A 20,877-nucleotide genomic window follows, 5' to 3' on the forward strand; every position below is an offset into this window, starting at 1 on the left:
CCAGCGAGGGGAGCACGGAGTTGCTCCGCGCAGCATCCCTCGTGGGACTGGCCAGATCCGGGGCGCGCGGCGCGGCGCGGATCCGGCCCGGTGCACCGATGGGACTACGGGGCGGGGGCCACCGTAGGCTTGTGCTCCGCCTTGGGCAGCGGCTTCGGCTCGGGCTTCTGGACGGGCTTCGGCTCGGCCTTCGGCGCCTCGCGGACCTCGATGCGCTCACCCGCGTCCCGGGCGATGTGGCGGTACCAGCCTTCCGGGTACTTGGGGTGGGTCACCTTGCCGGACTCATCGCGGACGTTGCCGTCGATGTACTTCACGAGCAGGTTCTCACCCAGCTTGCGCCAGCGGGCATGCACCGCGTCGCTCTGCTGCGAGGAGTAGTCCGTGAGGTACTTGCGGGCCTGCTCGGGGTCGCGCTTGTACTGCTCCAGCGCCGACTTCTCGATGTCGGTCTGGTCCGCCAGGAACTGCCCCTCCAGCGCGCCCTGCTCCTTCTGGACGTCGACAATCATGTCACTCCAGCGGGAGTAGGCCTGGTTGGACACCCAGTTGAACACCCAGAAGGACGAGTCCCAGGAGAACGACCCGCGGTTCGCGACGCCCTGCGCGAGGTTGTGGGGCGCCTGCCGGATGCCCGCGTACATGGGCGTGTAGACGGTGGTGAATGTGTCATCCACGCCGAACCATAGGACTCCGCCGATGGGGTCCGGCATGAACGAGCGCATCTGCGCGACGAACGAGAAGCCCGTCTGCTGCGTGGAGATGGCGCGCTCGTGGACGTACTTCTTGCCGTCCACCTCCCACGTCATCGGGCGCCATCGATACGGGACCTGGTACGGGCCCGCGCCCACGTCCTTCGTCATGTCGAGCTTGGTGCCCTCGAAGTGATCGCGCATCAGCGCCATGGTGTCCTGCACGGACAGCTTCTTGTCCGGCTTGACCCACAACGGCAGCCGCTTGGCCGGATTGGAGCCATCCGCGTACTCATCGCCCAGGCCGAGCGACGGCGCGGCCCGGCGGAAGATGCTCCACACGCGCGCCTCGGAGAAGCGCACGCCCTCGAAGTCGAGCGGGTGGTACGTGTCCGCGAAGCTGAAGTCCTTGTCCGCGCCGGTGTACCAGCCCTTCTCGCGCGCGAAGCTGATGACGTCCGGCGCGTAGACGGCGTTCTCTGCGTCGGCCAGGGGGAACTGGCGGATGCGCGACTGGTTGGCGTGCGCGGAAATCATCCCATCCGGCAGGCGGCGGGCGACCCAGACGGCGCCCTTCTTGCCCTCGCCCTTGCCAATCATCTCCAGGATCCACGCCTCCTTCGGATCCGCGATGGAGAACGTCTCGCCGGTGGAGGCATAGCCGTGCTCGGCGACCAGGGTGGTCATCACCTGGATGGCCTCGCGGGCCGTCCTGGCGCGCTCCAGCGCGATGTAGATGAGCGAGCCGTAGTCGATGATGCCGGTGGGGGCCTCCAACTCCTCGCGGCCGGTGAAGGTGGACTCGCTGATGGAGAGCTGGTGCTCGTTCATGTTCCCCACCACCGAGTAGGTGACGGGGGCCTCGGGAATGCGACCCAGGAACTTGCCCGTGTCCCACTCGATGATGTCGCGCATCGCGCCGGCCGCGTGGCGGCGCGCGGGCGTGTAGTACAGCTCGCCGTAGAGCTCGTGCGAGTCGGCGGCGTAGGTGATGAGGGTGGCACCGTCCGTCGTAGCGCCCTTGGTGACGAGCATGCTGGTGCATGCGTCCGCGGCCGGAGCGACGAGCGCCGCCGTGACGGGCAGCGCCGCGAGGAACGTGAAGAGGCGTTGGGTCATGTCGCGGATGCTAGCAGGCCAACCGGCCGGCGGCGCGGTTCGTGGTGTGCGCATGCCCGCCCGCCTCTTAGATGGCCGACTTGAGCAGGCCCGCGCGGACGACGAAGTCCCCGAAGGCTTCCTGCGGCGTTCGGTCGCGTGCATAGGCGGCGAACAGCGGGTCGAGCGCGGCGATGATGGCCGGCTCGTCGATGTTCTCGCGGTACAGGCGATTGAGCCGCTGCCCGCGTCGATCTCCACCCAGCAGCAGGTTGTAGCGCCCGGGCGCCTTGCCCACGAGCGCAATCTCCGCGACGTAGGGTCGGGCGCAGCCGTTGGGGCACCCGGTGATGCGCAGGTGGAGGGGGATTCCCTCCAGGCCATGGGCGCGCAGCCGCTCTTCCAGGAGCGGCACGATGCGGGGCAGGTAGCGCTCGGCCTCGGCCATGGCCAGTCCGCAGGTGGGCAGCGCCACGCAGGCCAGCGCATCGCGTCGAAGTGGGCTCGCCCTCCGGAAGTCATCCAGGCCGTGGGCCGTCACGAGCGCCTCGATGGCGGGGCGGTCCTCGGGTGCCACGCCAGCGATGATGACGTTCTGGTTGGCCGTGAGCCGGAGGTCGCCGCGATGGATCCGCGCCACCTCCCGCATGCCCGTCAGCCGCGAGGCGCCCGGCACATCCGCCACGCGCCCGCTGTCGAGCTGGAGCGTGAGATGCCACGTTCCGTCGTGGCCCTCGGTCCAGCCAAACCGGTCGCCGTTGTGATCGAACCGGAACGGTCGCGCGGGCTCCAGGCGGAAGCCCAGCCGTCGTTCCAGCTCGGCGGTGAACCAGGGCACGCCCCGGTCCTCCAGGGTGTACTTGAGGCGTGCATGTTTGCGATTGGACCGGTCTCCGAAGTCGCGCTGCACGGTGACGACCTGCTCGGCCACCGCGAGAAGCTGCTCGGGAGGGATGAAGCCGATGACATCCGCCAGCCGGGGATGGGTGGCCGCATCACCGTGCGTCGCGCCCATGCCGCCGCCCACCGTCACGTTGAAGCCCGCCAGTCGCCCCGCCTCGAGGATGGCGATGAAGCCCAGGTCATGGGCGAACACATCCACGTCGTTGAGGGGCGGCACGGCGATGGCGGTCTTGAACTTCCGGGGCAGATAGGTGGCGCCGTAGATGGGCTCCTCCTCGCCGCCGGCGACCTTCTCCTCGCCCAGCCAGATTTCATGGTACGCGCGCGTCCGAGGGAGCAGGTGCTCCGACAGGCGGACGGCCCATTGATAGACCTCCGCGTGGACCTGCGAGTCCACGGGGTTGGGGTTGCACATCACGTTGCGGTTGACGTCGCCGCAGGCGGCGATGGTGTCCAGCAACGTCTGGTGGATGCGCGCGAGGGTGGGCTGGAGGTCCTCCTTCAAGACGCCGTGGAGCTGGAAGGCCTGTCGGGTGGTGAGGCGCAAGGTGCCGTTGGCGTGCTCGCGGGCGAGCGCGTCCAGTGCGAGCCATTGGGCGGGCGTGCAGACACCGCCGGGTAGCCGCGTGCGAATCATGAAGCTGTAGTCGGGCTCCAGCTTCTGTTGGCGGCGCTCCTCGCGAAGCTCGCGGTCGTCCTGCTGATAGCTGCCGTGGAACTTCAGGAGCTGGGTGTCGCTGGTCGCGAGGCCGCCGGTGAGGGGATTCGCGAGGCTCTCGTTCAAGGTGCCGCGCAGGAGGTTGCTTCGAGCCTTGGTGTGCTCGACCTCCGAGAGAGGCTGAGAGGGGGAACTCATGGGGTGGCTCGCATTCAGTAGACGTCGCGTTGGTAGCGCTGCTGTTCGCGCAAGGATTGGAGGAAGGCCTCCGCGTCGTCGCGGCTCTTGCCTCCGTGTGTCATCAGGATGTCGACGAGGGCCGCGTGGACATCGGGGGCCATGCGCTGGGCCTCGCCGCACACGTAGAGGGAGGCGCCTTCCTCCAACCAGGCATGGAGCTCCCGACCCTGCTCGCGCAGGCGGTGCTGGACGTAGACCTTCTGCTCCTGGTCCCGGGAGAAGGCGACGGACAGGCGATGCAACGTGCCCGCGCTGAGCGCCTCCTGCCACTCCGTTTGGTAGAGGAACTGGCTGCGCCGGTGCTGGTCGCCGAAGAAGAGCCAGTTGCGTCCCGTCGCGCCAACGTGTGCTCGCTCCTGGACGAAGGCGCGGAAGGGCGCCACGCCTGTACCGGGCCCGATCATGATCACGTCTCGGTGGGTGTCGCTGGGCAGGCGGAAGCGAGGGTTGGGTTCAATGAACACCCGCACCGTGTGCTCACCCGCCACCCGCGTGGCGAGGTGGGACGAGGCGGCTCCCACGTGCGCCGTGCCGAACGCCCGGTAGTCCACGACGGCCACCGTGAGGTGGGCCTCGTCGCCGACGCTGCGCTGGCTCGATGCCAGGGAGTACAACCGCGGCGTTTGTCGCCGCAGCGCTTGCACCAGCTCCTCCGCGCGCCAGGAGACGGGGTGCTCGCGCACCAGGTCGATGACCTGATGGCTGTTGAGCAAGGCGCGGAGTCCGCTGGTGCCCTCGGGAGTCAGCAAGGGCCGCAGGGACTCTCCGCCAGAGTGCGCGGCGTGGCGCTCCAGGAAGGCGCGTGAGAGGCGGGTGATCTCCAACTCGTCGGTGAGCCATTGCGTGAGTGGGAGCGTCCTTCCATCACGCGTGGCAGTCGTCTCGGCCTCCAGGTTGAGCGTGTTCAACAGCGCGGTCACCAATCCCGGAGGATTTCGAGGCCAGACCCCGAGGGCATCCCCCGGCTCGTACGTGAGGCCCGACCCCGCGAGCGACAACTCCAGATGCCTTACGTCCTTGAGCGCACCCCGGCTGGTGATGCGCTGGTTGACCAGGACCTCGGCGGCGAATGGGGCATCGCGGCCATGCGCGGGCGTGAGCGTGATGCCGCGCAGCGGGACGACCTCCGCGCGGGGCTCGGCGGGGGCGAGTGTCTCGCGCGTGAGGTCGAGTGTTCGCGTGAGCCAGCCGGTGGCGGTCGGCTCGAAGTCCACATCACAGTCCGCGCGCTCGAGCAGACGGGAGGCGCCCAGCTCCGCGAGTCGTGCGTCGAGGACTCGGCCCGTCTCGCAGTACTTTGGATACGACGAGTCACCCAGCGCGAGCACGGCGAAGCGGAGCGACTCCAGCCGGGGCGCGCGGCGACTCAGGATGAAGTCGTAGAAGCCTCGCGCGTCGTCGGGCGGATCCCCATCGCCCTGCGTGCTGATGACTACACACAACACCCGCTCCTTGTGCAGCTCTCGAAGTGGGTACTCGCCCGCGCGGAACAGGCGGACCGCGACGCCTTGTGCCTCCGCTTGCGCTTTGAGGCGCTCGGCCAGGAGCCGGCTGTTGCCCGTCTGGGTGCCATAGACGAGCGCGAGGTGACCGGCGGGAGTGGGGGCGGGGGCCGGAGCCGCGGCAGGCCCCGCGCGTCCTGAAGCCAGCCCCGCGGCGTAGCCGCTCAGCCACTGGAGTCCGGGGGCGTCCATGCCCTCCAGCAACTGAAGGAGCTGTGCGCCCTGATCCGCGCCGAGTCGGCTGGTGATGACGGGCGGCGGCCCCAGGCGCGACAACTCCGCACGAGAGGACGTGGTCACGACGCACGCTCCTCGGGGCCGACGATGGCTTGGAGCCATTGCTCGGGAGACGCATCGGCTACGGCCTCGAACCAGGAGACGTCCGCGTCGCGTGCGAGCCCTCGGAGCGCTCGCCGCGCTTGGGGGGCGGATGGGTGCACGATGGCGTAGAGCCCGGCACCCGCGAGCGCCAGCGCCGCCTCGGTGTCCTCACCCGCCACGGCCACATGGCGTCCCGCATCGAAGAGCGCGCGCTCGAGTTGGAAGGCGTGCGCCCGCGTGTCCGGGCCGCTTGGGAGGAGGATGACGCCACCGCGCTGCGAGAGGCGACTCGTCCGCTCCGAAGACGTGACGAGCGAGTGCGCGTGCGCGGTGCCCGAAGTCGTCTCGGAGGCCCCGACGATCATGCCGGCCGCCACCGTGTCCTGGGTCAATGGGTCGATGACGATGAATGCGCCTGTGCGGCGATTGCCTCGGTAGGCATCCGCGAGCAGGGGACGCCGGCAGAGCAAGCGGACCCGTCCCATTTCATTGAGCGCGAGTGTCTCCGCGGGGACCTCCGATAGGTCCTCCAATTCCTTGCGCCACACGACCTGTTCGATGTGCGCGGGCACGGTACGGCTGGTGTGCTTGACCAGGTATCTTCGAGAGCAGTCGAGGGGCTGCTCGCCAAACCAGACGAGCATCGCGTCGAGATGATGGAGGGCGAGCGGGGGTTGGTGGACGTGGGTGAGGACGTCACCTCGGCTGACATCCACTTCGTCCGCGAGCCGGAGCGTGACGGAGGCGGGCGCGGACGCTTCACTCAAGGGGCCGTCGAACGTGTCAATGCCCGCGACGCGCGTCGTGCGGCCCGAGGGCGCGACCCGGACCTCGTCACCGACTCGGAGGGTGCCAGAGGCGATCTGCCCAGCGAAGCCGCGATAGTCCAAGTGCGGACGCAGCACGTACTGCACGGGGAAGCGGAAGGTCTGCGGCGCCTGCGGAGACTGGCGCGGCAGGGACTCCAGCCACGACAGGAGCGTGCCGCCTTCGTGCCAGGGGGTGCGCGCGCTGGTGCGGGTGATGTTGTCTCCCTGGCTCGCGCTCACCGGGAAGAGGCGCACCTGCTCGAAGCCCAGCGTGCGCGCGAAGTGCTCCAGCTCGGAGCTGATGCGCTCGAAGGTGGCGCGGTCGAAGTCCACCTTGTCCATCTTGTTCACGGCCACAGCCAGGTAGGGGATGCCCAGGAGCGAGGCGATGTACGCGTGCCGCCGCGTCTGCGCGAGCACGCCCAGCCGTGCGTCCACCAGGATGACGGCCGCGTCCGCCGTGGAGGCGCCCGTGGCCATGTTGCGCGTGTACTGGAGGTGTCCCGGCGTGTCCGCGACGATGATCTTTCGCCGGGCGGTGGACAGATAGCGGTAGGCCACGTCGATGGTGATGCCCTGTTCACGCTCGGCGCGCAGGCCATCCGTGAAGAGGGAGAAGTCGAGCTCCTCCACCGGGGGCGCCTCGTGTGTCGCGCCCGTCAGCCCCGCCGAGGCCGCGCGCTTCGCGCTGGCTCGACGGACCGCGAGGATCTGATCCTCGAACAATCCGTCGCACTCGTAGAGCAGACGACCGATGAGGGTGGACTTGCCGTCGTCGACCGAGCCGACGACGACGAGGCGGAGCAGCTCCTTGCGTCCGTGCTCGGCGAAGAGCTGCTGCAGGGTGGGGACGGGACTGGCCAGTCGTGCGGTGTCCATTAGAAATAGCCCTCGCGCTTCTTGAGCTCCATGGAGCCCTCTTCGTCGTGGTCGATGAGTCGGCCCTGCCGCTCGGATTGGCGCGCGGAGAGCATTTCGTGGATGACTGCCTCCACCGTGGTGGCGGAGGACTCGATGGCGCCGCTGAGCGGGTAGCAGCCCAGCGTGCGGAAGCGGACGCGGCGGGACTGGACGCGCTCGCCCGGCTTCAGCCGCATGCGCTCGTCATCCACCATGAGCAGCGCGCCGCTGCGCTCGATGACGGGCCGCTCGGCCGCGAAGTAGAGCGGCACCACGGGGATGCGCTCCTGGAGGACGTAGAGCCAGACATCCAGCTCCGTCCAGTTCGACAGCGGGAAGACGCGCATGCTCTCGCCTGCGTCCACGCGCCCGTTGTAGAGGTTCCACAGCTCCGGGCGCTGGCGCCGAGGGTCCCACTGCCCGTGGCGATCTCGGAAGGAGAAGACCCGCTCCTTCGCGCGCGACTTCTCTTCGTCCCGCCGCGCTCCGCCGAAGGCCGCGTCGAAGCCGTGCATCGCCAGCGCTTCGAGGAGCGCCTGGGTCTTCATCGCGTGGGTGTACTTCTGGCTGCCATGGTCGAAGGGGTTGATGCCCTCGGCCAGCGCGCGGCGGTTCTGGTGCACGAGCAGGCGCAAGCCATGCTGCGCCACGAACGCGTCGCGGAACGCATACATCTCGCGGAACTTCCACGTCGTGTCCACGTGGAGGAGCGGGAAGGGCAGGGGCCCGGGATGGAACGCCTTGCGCGCCAGATGCAGCAGCACCTGTGAGTCTTTGCCGATGCTGTAGAGCATCACCGGGTTGGCGAACTCCGCCGCCGTCTCGCGGAGGATGTGGATACTCTCTGCTTCCAAGTCCGCCAGGTGCGAGGCCTTCGTCGAAGTGGCCGTGCTCATGAGCGGCCTCCCGCGTTCGCGATGCGTGCCTCATGCGTCGAGGTGCGCCGCGCCGCCAGGGACGGCAGCCGAGCGCGCAGGGACACCACGTCTCCGACGACGAGCAGGGAGGGAGAGCCGAGGCCCGCCTGACGCGCCTCGGTCGCCACGACGGCGAGGGGCGCCTCGACCACGCGCTGGTGCTCCCAGGTGCCTGCCTCCACGACCGCTGCCGGAGTCGAGGCCGGCTTGCCTGCGCGGATCAGCTCGCGCGAGGCCTCCTCCAACCGACGCCCGGACATGAAGAGGACCAGCGTCTCCGCGCCCGCGAGGTGCGCCCAATCCGTGGAGCGATCGGCCCGGTGCGCGGTGGCGAAGGTCACGGCACCGGACAGGCCTCGATGCGTGACGGGGATGGCCGCCGCCGATGCCGCCGCGATGCCGCTGGAGATGCCGGGAACCACTTCGTACGCGATGCCCGCGGCCTCCAGTGCGAGTGCCTCCTCCGCGCCGCGCCCGAACACGAATGGATCTCCGCCCTTCAAGCGCACCACCGTGCGGCCCAGTCGAGCCTGCGCGATGAGCACCGAGTGGATGTCCTCCTGCCGGACCGAAGGGCCGTGGCCCTCCTTGCCCACGTAGATGAGCCGCGCTCGCGCCCGCGCGTGGGCGAGCACGCCCGGGTGGATCAATCGGTCATGCACCACGGTGTCCGCCGCCGCGAGCACCTGGGCCGCTCGCAAGGTGAGCAGCCCAGGGTCTCCCGGCCCCGCTCCCACCAGATACACCTGACCTTCTGTCGTGCCTCTCATGTCGTCTGTCTCCGTGCTTCTCGGTCGTTCAGTTCCTCGCGCACGCGGGCCCATGCGGCCCGGCGCTGGCCTTGAGCCAGGAGCGCGCCAATGTCTCCGTCCACCAGCAGCTTCAGCAGGCGCTGACGGGTGAGCCCTCGCGGCAGGCGTCGCCGCAGCCACCCGCTCAGTCGTGTGATGCGCACGTGGTGGTCCGTCACCTGCGTCATCAGCTCGCGCCGGAGCGCGGCGGCGAGTGCGGGTGACTGCCCTGTGCTGGACACCGCCACGGTGATGGCGCCACGGCGCCCCACGGATGGCAGCGTGAAGTCACAGGCCGCGGGCTCATCCGCCGTGTTCAGCCAGATGCCGAGCGCGCGCGCCTCATACGCGACCGCCTGACTCACGCGCGGGTCGTCGACCGCCGTGAGCACCAGCGCGTAGCCACGCGTGTCGCCGGGGATCCACCGTCGCCGCACCCACTCCAGCCGCTCCGCCTTCGCGAGCTGTCGCAGGACGATGGTGGCCTCGGGCGACACGAGTCGCACCCGCGCCCCGGCGTCGAGCAGCGCGAGGACGCGCCCCTCGGCGATGGGGCCTCCGCCCACCACGAGGACGGGCCGGTCCTCCAGCCTCAGGCAGACCGGATAGTCCATGGCCTTAGCGCCGCGCATGGATGCCGCACTCGTTGTGTTCAGCGGACTCCCACCACCACCGGCCCGCGCGCTCATCCTCGAACGGCTTCACCGCTCGCGTGCAGGGGGCGCAGCCGATGGACAGGTAACCGCGATCGTGGAGCGGGTTGTATGGGACGCCGTGCTCGCGCAGGTAGTTCCACACGTCACGCGCGGTCCAACTGGCCAGAGGGCTCAGCTTGAGGAGCCCGCCGTGCTCTCGGTCCACGGACAGCACGGAGACATCGGCGCGGTTGCTGGACTGATCACGCCGCAGTCCCGTCACCCACGCGAGTCGCCCCGCGAGCGCGCGTCGCAACGGCTCGACCTTGCGAATCGCACAGCATTCCTTTCGAGCGTCGACACTCTTTCGAAAGGAGAAGTGGCCGTGCTCGGACTGGAGGGCCTCCAAGCGCTCGTGGTCGGGGAAGAACGTCTCCACCGTGACGCCGTAGCGATTGCGCACCACCTCCATCAGCTCATACGTCTCGGGCGGGAGGCGGCCCGTGTCGAGCGTGAGCAGCCGAAGGCTCCGCGCATGTCGGCGTGACATGTCCACCAGGACCATGTCCTCGGGGCCGAAGCTGGTGGCGATGACCGCGCGCGCGCCGAAGCGATGCTCGGCCCACGCGAGGACCTCCTCGGCGGGAGCGCTCGCGAGCGAGGTGCCCGTGGCGAGCAGCTCTTCTTCAGAGACAGTGGTTTCGACTGGGACAGGGCGAACCGCGGACATCGGGGACTCCTTTGGACGAAACGAAATGGCCCGCGCCTCGGAGGTCTCCGAGGGCGGGCCGCGCAAGCAGGACAGGGTTCGGGAAGGGTGGGTTACGCACTCCCCGCTGCTCGGCGCCCGCCAGAAGGCGGACACATCCGACAACAGGCCCCGCACGCGCCCGTCCCACGGCGCACGACGACCAAGCGGTCGCTCAGTGCGGCGTAAGACGTGTGGGACGACGTGGAGGACATGAAGGGCGAGCGCAGCGGAGACGAGGAGCGGGGCTGGACCTCACCTCGAAACGAGGTGGGCCAGAGAGGATTGAGGCGCGAGGTGTGGCGGAAGGGATGCTTGCTCAGTGCCACGCGCCCGGGAGGGCACAGCGACACATCCGACAGCAGCGGCGGCAACACATCGCGGCGGTCGGAGTGGAGGTTTGCATCGGCGTGCACGGTACGTTCATCCCTTGCGCTTCGTCAATGTGGGGACGGCGCGGTGCATGGCGGCTCAGATGGCGTAGTCGCCAACGAAGACCCTCGCGGAGCGGACGTCCGCGAGGACCGAGTCGCCTTCGACCACGCCCAGCGCCTCGAACTCCGAGCGTGGGACCTCCACCGCCAGCTCGTCGCCGGTGGGCAGGCGCAGGAGCACCTTCACGTAGCCACCCACGGGCTTCAGGCGCTGCACGCGGCTGGCGCCTTCGGGATGTCCCAATCCCACCGGTGTCCTCGCGAGCTTGATGTCATGCGGACGCACGAAGGCGTGCACAGGCTCGCCTTCGCGGGCGGCCTCGGGGGCGCTCACCACGAGCGAGCCCATCTCCGCGCGGCCCTCGCGCACCCGACCTCGGAGGATGCTGGTGCCTCCCACGAAGGACGCGACGAATGGGGTGGTCGGCCGGTCATAGATGTCCTCGGGAGGCCCCGCCTGCGCGACCTGTCCTCCCGACATCACGACCACATGCTGGGAGATCTCCAAGGCCTCTTCCTGATCATGCGTGACGAGGAGCGTGGTGATGCCCGTGCGGACATGCAGCGCATGCAGCCACTCGCGCAGCTCCACGCGGACGCGGGTGTCGAGCGCCCCGAAGGGCTCGTCCAGGAGGAGCAGCCGCGGCTGGATGGCGAGCGCCCGGGCGAACGCGACGCGCTGCCGCTGGCCGCCAGAGAGCTGGCCCGGGAGGCGCTCTCCCAGGTCATCCAACTGCACGAGCGAGAGCATCTCCTCCACGCGCGTGGCGACCTGCGCACGGGGAATGCGCCTTAACTCCAACCCGAAGGCGATGTTCTGCCGCACCGTCATGTGACGGAACAGCGCGTAGCTCTGGAACACGACGCCCACGCCGCGCTGCTGCGCGGGGAGCCCCGTACAGTCCACGCCGTCGATGTGGATGGCTCCTGCGTCCGCGATCTCCAGGCCCGCGATGAGTCGGAGCAGCGTGGACTTGCCCGCGCCGGAGGGGCCCAGAAGCGACGTGATGGCACCCGTGGGCGCGCGAAATGAGACGTCCGCGACGGCGGGCAGATGGCTCCGAGTGAAGTGCTTGGTCAGGTGTTCGACGATGACACTCATGGGGCGTCAGCCCTCCATTCCACGTACTTCTTGATGACGAGCGTGGCGAGCGCGAGCAGGGTCAGCAGCGAGGCCACGGCGAACGCGCCGACGAAGTCGTATTCGTTGTAGAGAATCTCCGCGTGCAGCGGCAGCGTGGTCGTCACGCCGCGCACGTGTCCGGAGACGACGGACACCGCGCCGAACTCACCCATCGCGCGCGCGTTGCAGAGGATGACGCCGTAGAGCACGCCCCACTTCACCTTCGGGACGGTGACCTGAAGGAACGTGCGCCAGCCGCTCGCGCCCAACGTCAGGGCGGCTTCCTCTTCGTCGCAGCCCTGTGCCTGAAGGACGGGCAACACTTCGCGCGCCACGAAGGGAAAGGTGACGAAGAGCGTGGCCAGCACGATGCCGGGCACCGCGAAGAGGACGGGGTGGCCGTGCTCGATGAGCCATGGGCCCAGCCCGCCATGCCGTCCGAAGAGGAGGACGAAGAGGAGGCCCGCGATGACCGGCGAGATGCTGAAGGGCAGGTCGATCAACGTGAGGAGCAGGGCGCGCCCGGGGAACTGGAAGCGCGCGATGAGCCAGGAGGCGGCCAGCCCGAAGACGAGGTTGATGGGGACCGAGATGAGCGCGGCGGTGAGGGTGAGCCGGATGGCCGCGAGTGACTCGGGGGTGCGGATGGCCGCGAACCACGCGTCCGCGCCCTTCTGGAAGGCGTACGAGAAGACGGCGATCAGCGGGACGAAGAGGAACACGCCCAGGAACCCGAGCGCGGTCGCGATGAGGCCCCACTTCAGGAGGGCCGGGCTCGCGAGGGAGCGGGTCGCATGGCGCGGCGTGAAGGTGGCGACGTGCATGGGTTACCCGGGGCGGGACTCGAGCCGACGCTGGCTCCAGCGCTGGAGGAGGTTGACGGTCAGCAAGAGCGTGAACGACGTGACGAGCATCACGAGCGCGAGCGCGGTGGCGCCCGCGTAGTCGTATTGCTCCAGCCGCGTGACGATGAGCAGCGGGACGATCTCCGTGCGCATGGGCATGTTGCCGGAGATGAAGACGATGGAGCCGTACTCGCCCAGCGCTCGCGCGAACGCGAGGGTGAAGCCGCTGAGCAGCGCTGGGAGCACGTGGGGAAAGACGACGCGCGAGAACGTCTGCCACGGCGTCGCGCCGAGCGTCGTCGCGGCTTCCTCTACCTCGGGATCCAAGTCCTCCAGCACGGGCTGTACCGTGCGCACGACGAAGGGCAGCCCGATGAAGGTCAACGCGATGGCGACGCCCAGGGGCGTGAAGGCCACCTTCAAGCCCAGCGCCTCCAGGTACCGCCCATAGACGCCATGCGAGGCGTAGAGCGTGGTCAGCGTCAGCCCTGCGACGGCCGTGGGGAGCGCGAAGGGCAGGTCCACCAACGCGTCCACCCACGCACGGCCTGGGAAGCGATAGCGCACGAGAACCCACGCCACGAGCAGTCCGAAGACCGCGTTGATGAGCGCCGCCGCGAGGGATGCGCCGAAGCTCAGTCGATAGGCCGCGAACGCGCGAGGCGAGGCCACGGTCTCCCAGAACCGCTCCCACGACAGGTTGAGGCTCTGGAAGACGAGGCCGGAGAGGGGAACGATGACCAACAGGCCCAGCCAGGCCCAGGTCATTCCCAGCGACAGGCCGAAGCCGGGGAGGATGCGTCTGCGCGCGGACGTGCTCATGGCGTGGGGCTCATCGGGCCTGGGCGACGGAGAACCGGTCGAACTCACCGCCGTCGTCGAAGTGGGCCTTCTGCGCCTTGCGCCAGCCGCCGAATGCCTCGTCGATGGTGAAGAGTGTGACGGCGGGGAAGTCCTGCGCGTGCTTCGCCGCCACCGTCTGCGAGCGCGGCCGGTAGTGATGGCGCGCGGCGATCTCCTGTCCCTCGTCGGAGTAGAGGTAGCGCAGATACGCCTCGGCCACCGCGCGCGTCCCGCGCTTGTCCGCGTTGCGATCGACCAGGGCCACGGGCGGCTCGGCGAGGATGCTCACCGAGGGGGCGACGATGTCGAACCGCTCCTTGCCCACCTCGTGCGTCAGGAGGAGGGCTTCGTTCTCCCAGGCGATGAGCACGTCACCCAGGCCGCGCTCGGCGAAGGTCGTGGTGGAGCCTCGGGCTCCTGAGTCGAGCACGGGGACATTCTTGAAGAGGCGTGACACGAAGGCGCGCGCCGAGTCCTCGGTGCCGCCTGGCTTGCGCAGCGCATAGCCCCACGCCGCGAGGTAGTTCCACCGCGCGCCACCCGACGTCTTGGGGTTGGGCGTGATGACGGACACGCCGTCTCGCGTGAGATCGTCCCAGTCGCGGATGTTCTTGGGGTTGCCCTTGCGCACCACGAACACGATGGTGGAGGTGTAGGGCGCGCTGTTGTTCGGCAGGCGGGTCTGCCAGTCCGTCGGCAGGAGGTTCGCCTTGTCGTGGAGCATGTCCACGTCGTACGCGAGCGCGAGCGTCACCACATCCGCTTCGAGTCCGTCGATGACGGCCCGCGCCTGCTTTCCGGAGCCACCGTGCGACTGCTGCACCGTGAGCTTCCGCCCCTGGCTGGCCTCCCAATGCTTCGCGAACGCGGCGTTGAAGTCTTCGTAGAGTTCGCGGGTCGGGTCATAGGACACGTTCAGCAGCGTGACGGTCTCCCCGTTGGAGCCGTCGCCTCCGGCCTTGGAGCAGCCGCCGAGCGAGAGCAGCAAGAGGAGCGGCAAGACGTGGCGTGGATGCATGGGAGTCACGGCCTTTCACCAGCTGAGCTGGAAGCGAGAGAGGAAGACGGACTCGGGCGTCCGGTCCGCATCAGGGGCGCCGCCGTCGAAAGTGGTGTGGTCGAAGTCCGCGGCGAGGCGCGCGTTGGCGTTGAGGTACCAGTTGGCGGCCACCCCCCAGCTCCGCGCGGCGCGAGCGGACTTGTTCGGATCCGCGTAGAGGGGGAAGGCGTCGGAGTCGACGGTGAGCGTGTGGTACCGGCCCGCCAGTTCGACCGCGCCCCACGCGCCTTCCGAGGGGCGCAAGGGATGAGGGGGCCGCACGCCCTCGAATGACGGCGCGCCGCCGAGCACCACCGCGCTCGCGGTGACCTGCCACGCTTGATTGCGGAGCCGCGCGCGCTCCGTGCCGCGGCTGACGGCTTGGGTGGAGGTGACGTACTCGGCCAGCAGGCCCACCGGGCCCGCGTAGAAGTACCCCTGTGGCGAAAGGCGGAAGTGGTCTCCGTGGGCGATGGCGGTGTCGTCGGCCAGCGCGCCCGCGCGGTAGCTGAAGAAGGTCTGCTGTCCCACCGTGCGAAGCGGCGCGACGCCCGTGCTCGCGGTGGCCCCGAACTGTTGTCCCTGCGATGCGGCGATGCCGACCCCGAGTCCCTTCAGGACGCTCGGCCCCCCCGCGCGGAAGGGCTGGGCGAACACGCGCGCGGCGATGTCGAAACTGTCATCCAGGTTGGTGTCGGCGCTGGCTCCGTCCGCTGTGCCATTGAAGGCCGCCACCGCGTAGGTGAGCACACCCCCGTGCAGCTCACCGTGGACTTGCAGGCCCACGTCTCGGTTGGGCACGAGATCCGTGGGCAGGGCGCGCTCGATGAAGACGGTGTTCGTCGCGCTCTGGAGCCGCTCCAGTCCCACGGGCGGCTTGAACTTGCCCGCACGCAGCCGCACCTCCTTGGCGGGGTGGAAGTCCAGGTAGGCGTCGAAGAGTTGGACCGTCCCGGCGCCGAAGTCCGGCATCAATCGGAAGTCGAACGCGCCGAAGAGCGTGCCCTCCACGATGGGCCGTGCGCGCCGGATGAGGAACGTGGTGGCGCCGGGTTTGTCCGCGTGGCTCGCGAAGAAGCGGCCGTCTGTCTGGAGATAGCCGCGCAGCTTGAGCTGAAAGGCTTTGTCGGCGGAGGTGAGGGTGAAGCCGTCCGAGCCTGCCTGGACGGTGACCGCGGGTGGGGCCTCGGGCGGGTCGCCTTCGGCGTGGGCGCTGAGCGGGGAGAGAAGTCCTCCCAGGACGAGAGGGATTGCGAGACGCGTCGTGGATGCCATTCGTTGACCTCGTGACGAGACGGGGCAGCGAAGGGGCGGTGGGTGAGATCCGGTCCTGGAAACTCAAAAGCCCACCTCCCTTCCGGGGGTGGGCTTTCGTGTCAGCTCAGCCGATAGCGCTCAGGCCACCGGCGGACACACGCCCACCCAAGGTGCCTGACAGCAACACGAGGCGAGGGGGGTGGTGGGGGTTCGCATGAGCAGGAACACGTTGCCTGTGGAGTTCACGGCTGTCAATGCCCTGCCCTGTTCATCACGCGACATGACGTGCCGCCTCGAAGGCCAAGGCGAGGTCTTCACTCAGGTCTCCCAGGTCCTCCAGCCCTACGGAGAATCGGATGAGGCCCTCGGTGATGCCGCGGCGCTCTCGCTCCGCTGCTGGGACCGACGCATGCGAGTGGCGAGCAGGCACCGTGACGATGCTCTCCACCGCACCCAGCGAGACACCGAGCAGCGGCAGTCGCAGGTTCTGCACGAACGGCGCGGCCATGGCGTCTCGCGCGAGGCGGAATGACACCACCGCGCCAGTGCCGGGATAGAAGACCTCGCGAACCTCAGGCCGCTCCTCGAGCCACTGCGCCAACGCCGAGGCGGTGCGCACCTGCCGCTCCATTCGGACCTGAAGCGTCTTGATGCCGCGCTGGAGGAGGAAGCAGTCCTGCGGACCGAGCACCGCGCCCACCGCGTTCTGGAGGAAGTAGATCTCCTGCGCGAGTGCGGGAGTCCTCACCGCCACCGAGCCCGCGACGACATCGCTGTGCCCCCCCAGGTACTTCGTCGCGGAGTGGACGACGATGTCCGCGCCCTCGGTGATCGGGCGCGAGAGGTAGGGCGACAGGAATGTGTTGTCGACGATGAGCAGCGCCTTGTTCTGGCGGGCGATCTCCGCCATGGCGGGCACGTCGGTGCGCCGGAGGAACGGGTTGCTGACCGTCTCCACGAGCAGGGCGCGCGTGTTGGGGCGGACGGCGGCCCGCACCGCCGCGGGGTTGCTCGTGTCCACGAAGGTGGCGTCCAGCCCGAAGCGCCGGAACACCCGCGTGAGCACGCGATAGGTGCCGCCGTAACAGTCGTCGGTGACGACGAGGTGGTCGCCCGCGCTGAACAACATCAGCACGGTGGAGACCGCCGCCATGCCCGAGCCGAACGCGAACGCACCCGCGGCCTCATCGAGGCTGGCGAGCACGCCTTCGAGCGCCCGCCGCGTGGGGTTCCCCGAGCGCGCGTAGTCGAACTCGCCGGGCTGGTCCAGGCTCGGCTGATCGAACATCGACACCTGGTAGATGGGCACGGCCGCCGCGCCCGTCGTCGGATCTAGCTCATGACCCGTGTGCAAGAGGCGCGTGGCGAAGCTCTCGCAACGTGTGGGCTCCGGCGAGCGCTTCGGAAAGGTCGGCAATGATGTCATGGACGTCCTCGATTCCCACGGAGAGGCGCAGCAGGCGGTCAGTGATTCCCAGCTCCTCGCGACGGGCCGCGGGGATGTCGGCGTGCGTCTGGGTGGCCGGATAGGTGATGAGCGTCTCGACGCCGCCGAGCGACTCGGCGAAGAGACACAAGCGCACGGAGGCGAGCACGCGCGGCACGAGCGCCGCGTCGGTGACGGTGAAGGACAACATGCCGCCCACGCCTGGATAGAAGACGCGCTCCACGAGCGGATGCGAGGCGAGCCAACCGGCCACCTCACGCGCGTTGGCCTGATGGCGCTCCATACGGAGCGCGAGCGTCTTCAGCCCGCGAATCACGAGGTAGGAGTCTTGTGGCCCGAGGATGGCCCCGATGCCGTTCTGGAAGTACGCCAGCCGCTCGCCGAGCGCCGCGTCCTTCGCGACGAGCGCGCCCGCGACGACGTCGTTGTGGCCCGACAGATACTTGGTGGCGCTGTGGACGACCAGATCCGCGCCCAGCTCCAACGGACGCTGGAGACAGGGCGTGAGGAACGTGTTGTCCACGACGAGCAGCGCGCCAGCCTCGTGCGCGAGGTTCGCGAGGACCGGGATGTCCGCCGTGCGCATCACCGGGTTGGTGGGGGACTCCACCAGCACGGCCTTGGTGTTGGGACGCAGGGCCGCGCGCACCGCTTCGGGGCGACTGGTGTCGACGTAGGTACAGCGCCGCTGGAGGATGTTCTCCACGAGCCGATACGTCCCGCCGTAGAGGTCCTCGGTCAGCACCAGATGGTCATCGGGCCCCAGGAGTTGGAGCGCACAGTGGATGGCAGCCATGCCGGAGGAGAAGGCCAGTCCGCGGCTGCCGCCCTCCAGGCGCGCGATGGCCTCTTCCAACGCGGAGCGCGTGGGGTTGCGCGTGCGCGAGTAGTCGTAGCCCGTGGACTGCCCGAGCGCCGGGTGCTGGAAGGTGGCGGATTGGTAGATGGGGACGGCGACGGCGCCGGTGGAGGGATCGCGCCGGACGCCTGCGTGAACGACTGCCGTGGCGAGCTTCATGGGGGCTCCTTCAGCGACCGCGGAGGGTCTGGGAGATGCGGAGGATGTCGGCCAGGAGGCCGGAGGCGGTCACCGCGCCGCCCGCGCCCGCGCCGCGCACCGTGAGCGGGTAGTCGCTGTGGCGCGTGGTGGTGAAAGAGATGAGGGACTCGGCGCCGCGGAGATCCGCCGCGGGCTGGCCCGCCTCCACCACCGTGGGGCCCACGCGGATGATGGGGCCCTCTCCAGAGCGGCCCGGGGCGATGCGCGCCAGATAGCGCAGCACGGTTCCGGTCTGCCGGCAGCGGGCCACCTTCTCTGAATAGGTTCCATCCAGCGCCTCCAGTCCCTTATGGAGCACGTCCACGGGCGCTGTGCACAGGTCGGCGGGAACGAAGGACTCCAGCGCTACGTCCGAGAGCGAGAGCGGCAGGCCCAACTCGCGCGCGAGGATGAGCGCCTTGCGCGCGACGTCGATGCCGCTGAGGTCATCCCGTGGATCCGGCTCGGTGAAGCCGCGCTCGCGCGCCGTGCGCACCGCGACGGACAGCGGGACCCCCGCCATCAACTCGTTGCACAGATAGCCGAGTGTTCCGGACAGCGACGCGGTGATGAGCCGCACCGTGTCGCCCGTGCGCACGAGGTTCGACAACGTCTCGATGACGGGCAGGCTGGCGCCCACCGTCGTCTCGTAGTGGTAGGCCACGTGGTGCCGCTGGGCTTCGGCGAGGAGCTGCTCGTGCTCGGCCCAGGGCAGGGCGAGCGGCTTCTTGTTGGCCGCCACCACGTGAATGCCGCGCTGGAACGCCTGCGTGTAGACGGCCTCCATGCCCGCGGCGGCCGTGCAGTCCACGAGGATGGGCACGGGCTGCCGGCGCAGCTCCTCCAACAGCGGGACGAGCCGCGAGAGCCCGGCCTCGCGCGCGTCTCCTCCCGAGAGGCGGTCCTCGATGCGGTCGAGTGGCAGGCCGCGCGCGTCGAACACCGCGCGACGGCTGTCCGCGATTCCCACCACGCGAAGCGCGATGCCATGGCGCTCCCGGAGCTGGGCCTCCTGGGCGCGAAGCTGCGCGAGGAGCTGCCCGCCCACCGTCCCCTTGCCCAGCAGGAAGACGCTGACCTGTTGGTGCGCGAGGTTGAAGGCCGCGTGCGTGGTGCGCACCGCGATGGCCGTGTCCGAGGCATCGACGACGCACGAGATGGAGCGCGAGCTGGCGCCCTGCGCGATGGCCTTCACGTTGACGCCCACGCCGCCCAGCGCACGGAAGAAGCGGCCGGCCACGTTGACGCCGTGACCCATCGCCTCGGCCACGAGCGTCAGCAACGTGACGGGCTGGCGAATCTTCAGCGGCTCCACCTCGCGACGGGCGAGCTCTTGCGCCAGCTCGGACTCCAGCGCCGTCCGGGCCCGCTCCGCGTCGGGGCGAGGAACCACCACGGCGATGGACTGCCCGTTGGACGACTGCGCCGTCATCCACACGGTGACGTCCGCCTGTCGCAGCGCGGACAGCGCCCGCTCTCCGAGCTGGAACTGGTCGGACAGCTTGCGCACCTCGATGTCGAGGAGGGCGAGGTCCTCACGCGTGGCGATACAGGTGGGGCGCTGGCCATCGAGCGAACCCACGGCGTCGATGAGCGTGCCGGGGTGCTCGGGCGACATCGTGTTGCGGATCCGCAGCGGGATTCCGGACTCGATGAGCGGAATCATGGTGCGCGCGTGCAGCATGCGCACGCCCACCGCGGCCAGCTCCAGGCCCTCGCCGTGCGTGAGGTGCGCGACCGGGTACGCATCCGCCACGAGGTCGGGATCCGCGGTGTGCAGGCCGAGCACGTCCGTCCACACGGTGACCTCGGAGGCCGCGAGGCCCTGCGCCACGAGCGCGGCGGTGTAGTCCGAGCCGTTGCGCCCCAGCGTGGTGGTGCGCCCATCCGGCGTCGCCGCGATGAACCCGGGGAGGACGGGCACCGCGTTGCCCCACGTGTGCGCGGCCTCCTGGATGAACGCCCGGGTCCGCTCCACGTCCACTCTCGCGGCGCCGAACCGGTCATCCGTCACGATGAGCGCACGCGAGTCACAGAAGCGTGACTCCACACCCGCGGCCTGGAGCAGCTCCGGCAGCACCGTGGAGGTGAGCAGCTCTCCATAGGACAGCACCCGGTCCTTCGATGCCGGGGAACACTCGCGGGTGAGCGCGATGCCTTGCAGCAGGAGCTGAAGCGGCGCGAGCAAGAGGTCGATGCGCGCCGCGAGGGCCGTGCTGGGGGAGGGATGGAGCGCGGCGACGTTGCTCTTCGCCAGCTCGGTGATGCGCCAGAGCACCGCGCGCGCACCTTCCAGGTTGCCGGCCGCCGCGAGGCTCGCTGCCTCCAGCAGCCAGTCCGTGGTGTCTCCCATGGCGGAGACCACCACGGCCAGCGGGCCGCTCCGCGAGTGCTGCGCGATGAGCTGCACCACCTGTCGCAGCCGAGGGGGAGAACCCACCGACGAGCCGCCGAACTTCATGACCCTGAACCGAGGACTGTTCATGACTGAACCCAAGACAGACGCCCGCTGACGAGCGTCGATAGGAATTGAAAGGGAATGGCTCGCCGTCACCGCGCGCGGACGCGCGAGCGGGCTCGAAGCCAACGACAGACGTGAGAGGGATAGACGCGAAGCCCTAGCGCGCGAGCCAGGG

The 20,877-nt window shown here is 69.3% G+C and carries 16 protein-coding genes; all 16 read right to left on the reverse strand.

What is annotated here, in order from left to right; all coding sequences use genetic code 11:
- Positions 1-104: 104 nt before the first annotated feature.
- The 16 genes from KRR26_RS23545 to thrA all read right to left on the reverse strand — a co-directional run bounded on the left by KRR26_RS23545 (position 105) and on the right by thrA (position 20,726).
- A complete protein-coding gene (locus KRR26_RS23545; RefSeq protein ID WP_217080916.1) occupies positions 105-1,811 on the reverse strand; it encodes a dipeptidase in 1,707 nt (568 codons plus the stop codon).
- A gap of 67 nt (positions 1,812-1,878) precedes the next feature.
- Positions 1,879-3,549, reverse strand: a complete 1,671-nt coding sequence (gene cysI / locus KRR26_RS23550) for an assimilatory sulfite reductase (NADPH) hemoprotein subunit (protein ID WP_217080895.1) — start codon at positions 3,547-3,549, stop codon at positions 1,879-1,881.
- A gap of 14 nt (positions 3,550-3,563) precedes the next feature.
- Positions 3,564-5,393 carry an assimilatory sulfite reductase (NADPH) flavoprotein subunit gene (locus tag KRR26_RS23555; protein WP_328707199.1) on the reverse strand — a complete coding sequence of 610 codons (1,830 nt, stop codon included), beginning with the start codon at positions 5,391-5,393 and terminating at the stop codon, positions 3,564-3,566.
- Positions 5,390-7,102, reverse strand: coding sequence for a sulfate adenylyltransferase subunit 1 (locus KRR26_RS23560; protein WP_217080897.1), 1,713 nt, complete (start codon positions 7,100-7,102; stop codon positions 5,390-5,392). Before KRR26_RS23560 ends, KRR26_RS23555 begins: the two co-directional genes overlap by 4 nt.
- A complete protein-coding gene (cysD, locus tag KRR26_RS23565; RefSeq protein WP_120203621.1) occupies positions 7,102-8,019 on the reverse strand; it encodes a sulfate adenylyltransferase subunit CysD in 918 nt (305 codons plus the stop codon). The genes KRR26_RS23560 and cysD overlap by 1 nt, the downstream gene beginning before the upstream one ends.
- Positions 8,016-8,810, reverse strand: coding sequence for a uroporphyrinogen-III C-methyltransferase (gene cobA / locus KRR26_RS23570; protein ID WP_217080898.1), 795 nt, complete (start codon positions 8,808-8,810; stop codon positions 8,016-8,018). The genes cysD and cobA overlap by 4 nt, the downstream gene beginning before the upstream one ends.
- Positions 8,807-9,463, reverse strand: a complete 657-nt coding sequence (locus tag KRR26_RS23575; RefSeq protein ID WP_236069099.1) for a precorrin-2 dehydrogenase/sirohydrochlorin ferrochelatase family protein — start codon at positions 9,461-9,463, stop codon at positions 8,807-8,809. The genes cobA and KRR26_RS23575 overlap by 4 nt, the downstream gene beginning before the upstream one ends.
- The gene (locus KRR26_RS23580) at positions 9,450-10,196 is read right to left on the reverse strand and encodes a phosphoadenylyl-sulfate reductase (RefSeq protein ID WP_217080899.1); all 747 of its coding nucleotides are present in this window, start codon (positions 10,194-10,196) and stop codon (positions 9,450-9,452) included. Before KRR26_RS23580 ends, KRR26_RS23575 begins: the two co-directional genes overlap by 14 nt.
- Positions 10,197-10,685: 489 nt before the next feature.
- Positions 10,686-11,750 carry a sulfate/molybdate ABC transporter ATP-binding protein gene (locus KRR26_RS23585; RefSeq protein ID WP_217080900.1) on the reverse strand — a complete coding sequence of 355 codons (1,065 nt, stop codon included), beginning with the start codon at positions 11,748-11,750 and terminating at the stop codon, positions 10,686-10,688.
- Positions 11,747-12,595 (reverse strand): sulfate ABC transporter permease subunit CysW, encoded by an 849-nt coding sequence (gene cysW / locus KRR26_RS23590; protein WP_217080901.1) that lies wholly within the window; start codon positions 12,593-12,595, stop codon positions 11,747-11,749. Before cysW ends, KRR26_RS23585 begins: the two co-directional genes overlap by 4 nt.
- 3 nt (positions 12,596-12,598) lie before the next feature.
- Entirely contained in the window at positions 12,599-13,438 is an 840-nt protein-coding gene (cysT, locus tag KRR26_RS23595; protein WP_120203630.1) for a sulfate ABC transporter permease subunit CysT, read from the reverse strand.
- Between the two features lie 10 nt (positions 13,439-13,448).
- Positions 13,449-14,477: a sulfate ABC transporter substrate-binding protein gene (locus KRR26_RS23600; protein WP_217080918.1), complete on the reverse strand. Its 1,029-nt coding sequence runs from the start codon at positions 14,475-14,477 to the stop codon at positions 13,449-13,451.
- A gap of 15 nt (positions 14,478-14,492) precedes the next feature.
- Positions 14,493-15,773, reverse strand: coding sequence for an OprO/OprP family phosphate-selective porin (locus KRR26_RS23605; RefSeq protein WP_217080902.1), 1,281 nt, complete (start codon positions 15,771-15,773; stop codon positions 14,493-14,495).
- A gap of 253 nt (positions 15,774-16,026) precedes the next feature.
- Entirely contained in the window at positions 16,027-17,181 is a 1,155-nt protein-coding gene (locus tag KRR26_RS23610) for a trans-sulfuration enzyme family protein (protein WP_217080903.1), read from the reverse strand.
- Complete coding sequence (locus KRR26_RS23615) at positions 17,093-18,220, reverse strand: trans-sulfuration enzyme family protein (protein WP_217080904.1); 1,128 nt, start codon at positions 18,218-18,220, stop codon at positions 17,093-17,095. Before KRR26_RS23615 ends, KRR26_RS23610 begins: the two co-directional genes overlap by 89 nt.
- Positions 18,221-18,230: 10 nt before the next feature.
- Positions 18,231-20,726: a bifunctional aspartate kinase/homoserine dehydrogenase I gene (gene thrA / locus KRR26_RS23620; protein ID WP_217080905.1), complete on the reverse strand. Its 2,496-nt coding sequence runs from the start codon at positions 20,724-20,726 to the stop codon at positions 18,231-18,233.
- Positions 20,727-20,877: the final 151 nt, after the last annotated feature.

This window comes from Citreicoccus inhibens, from assembly GCF_019039035.1.
Classification (GTDB): domain Bacteria; phylum Myxococcota; class Myxococcia; order Myxococcales; family Myxococcaceae; genus Citreicoccus; species Citreicoccus inhibens.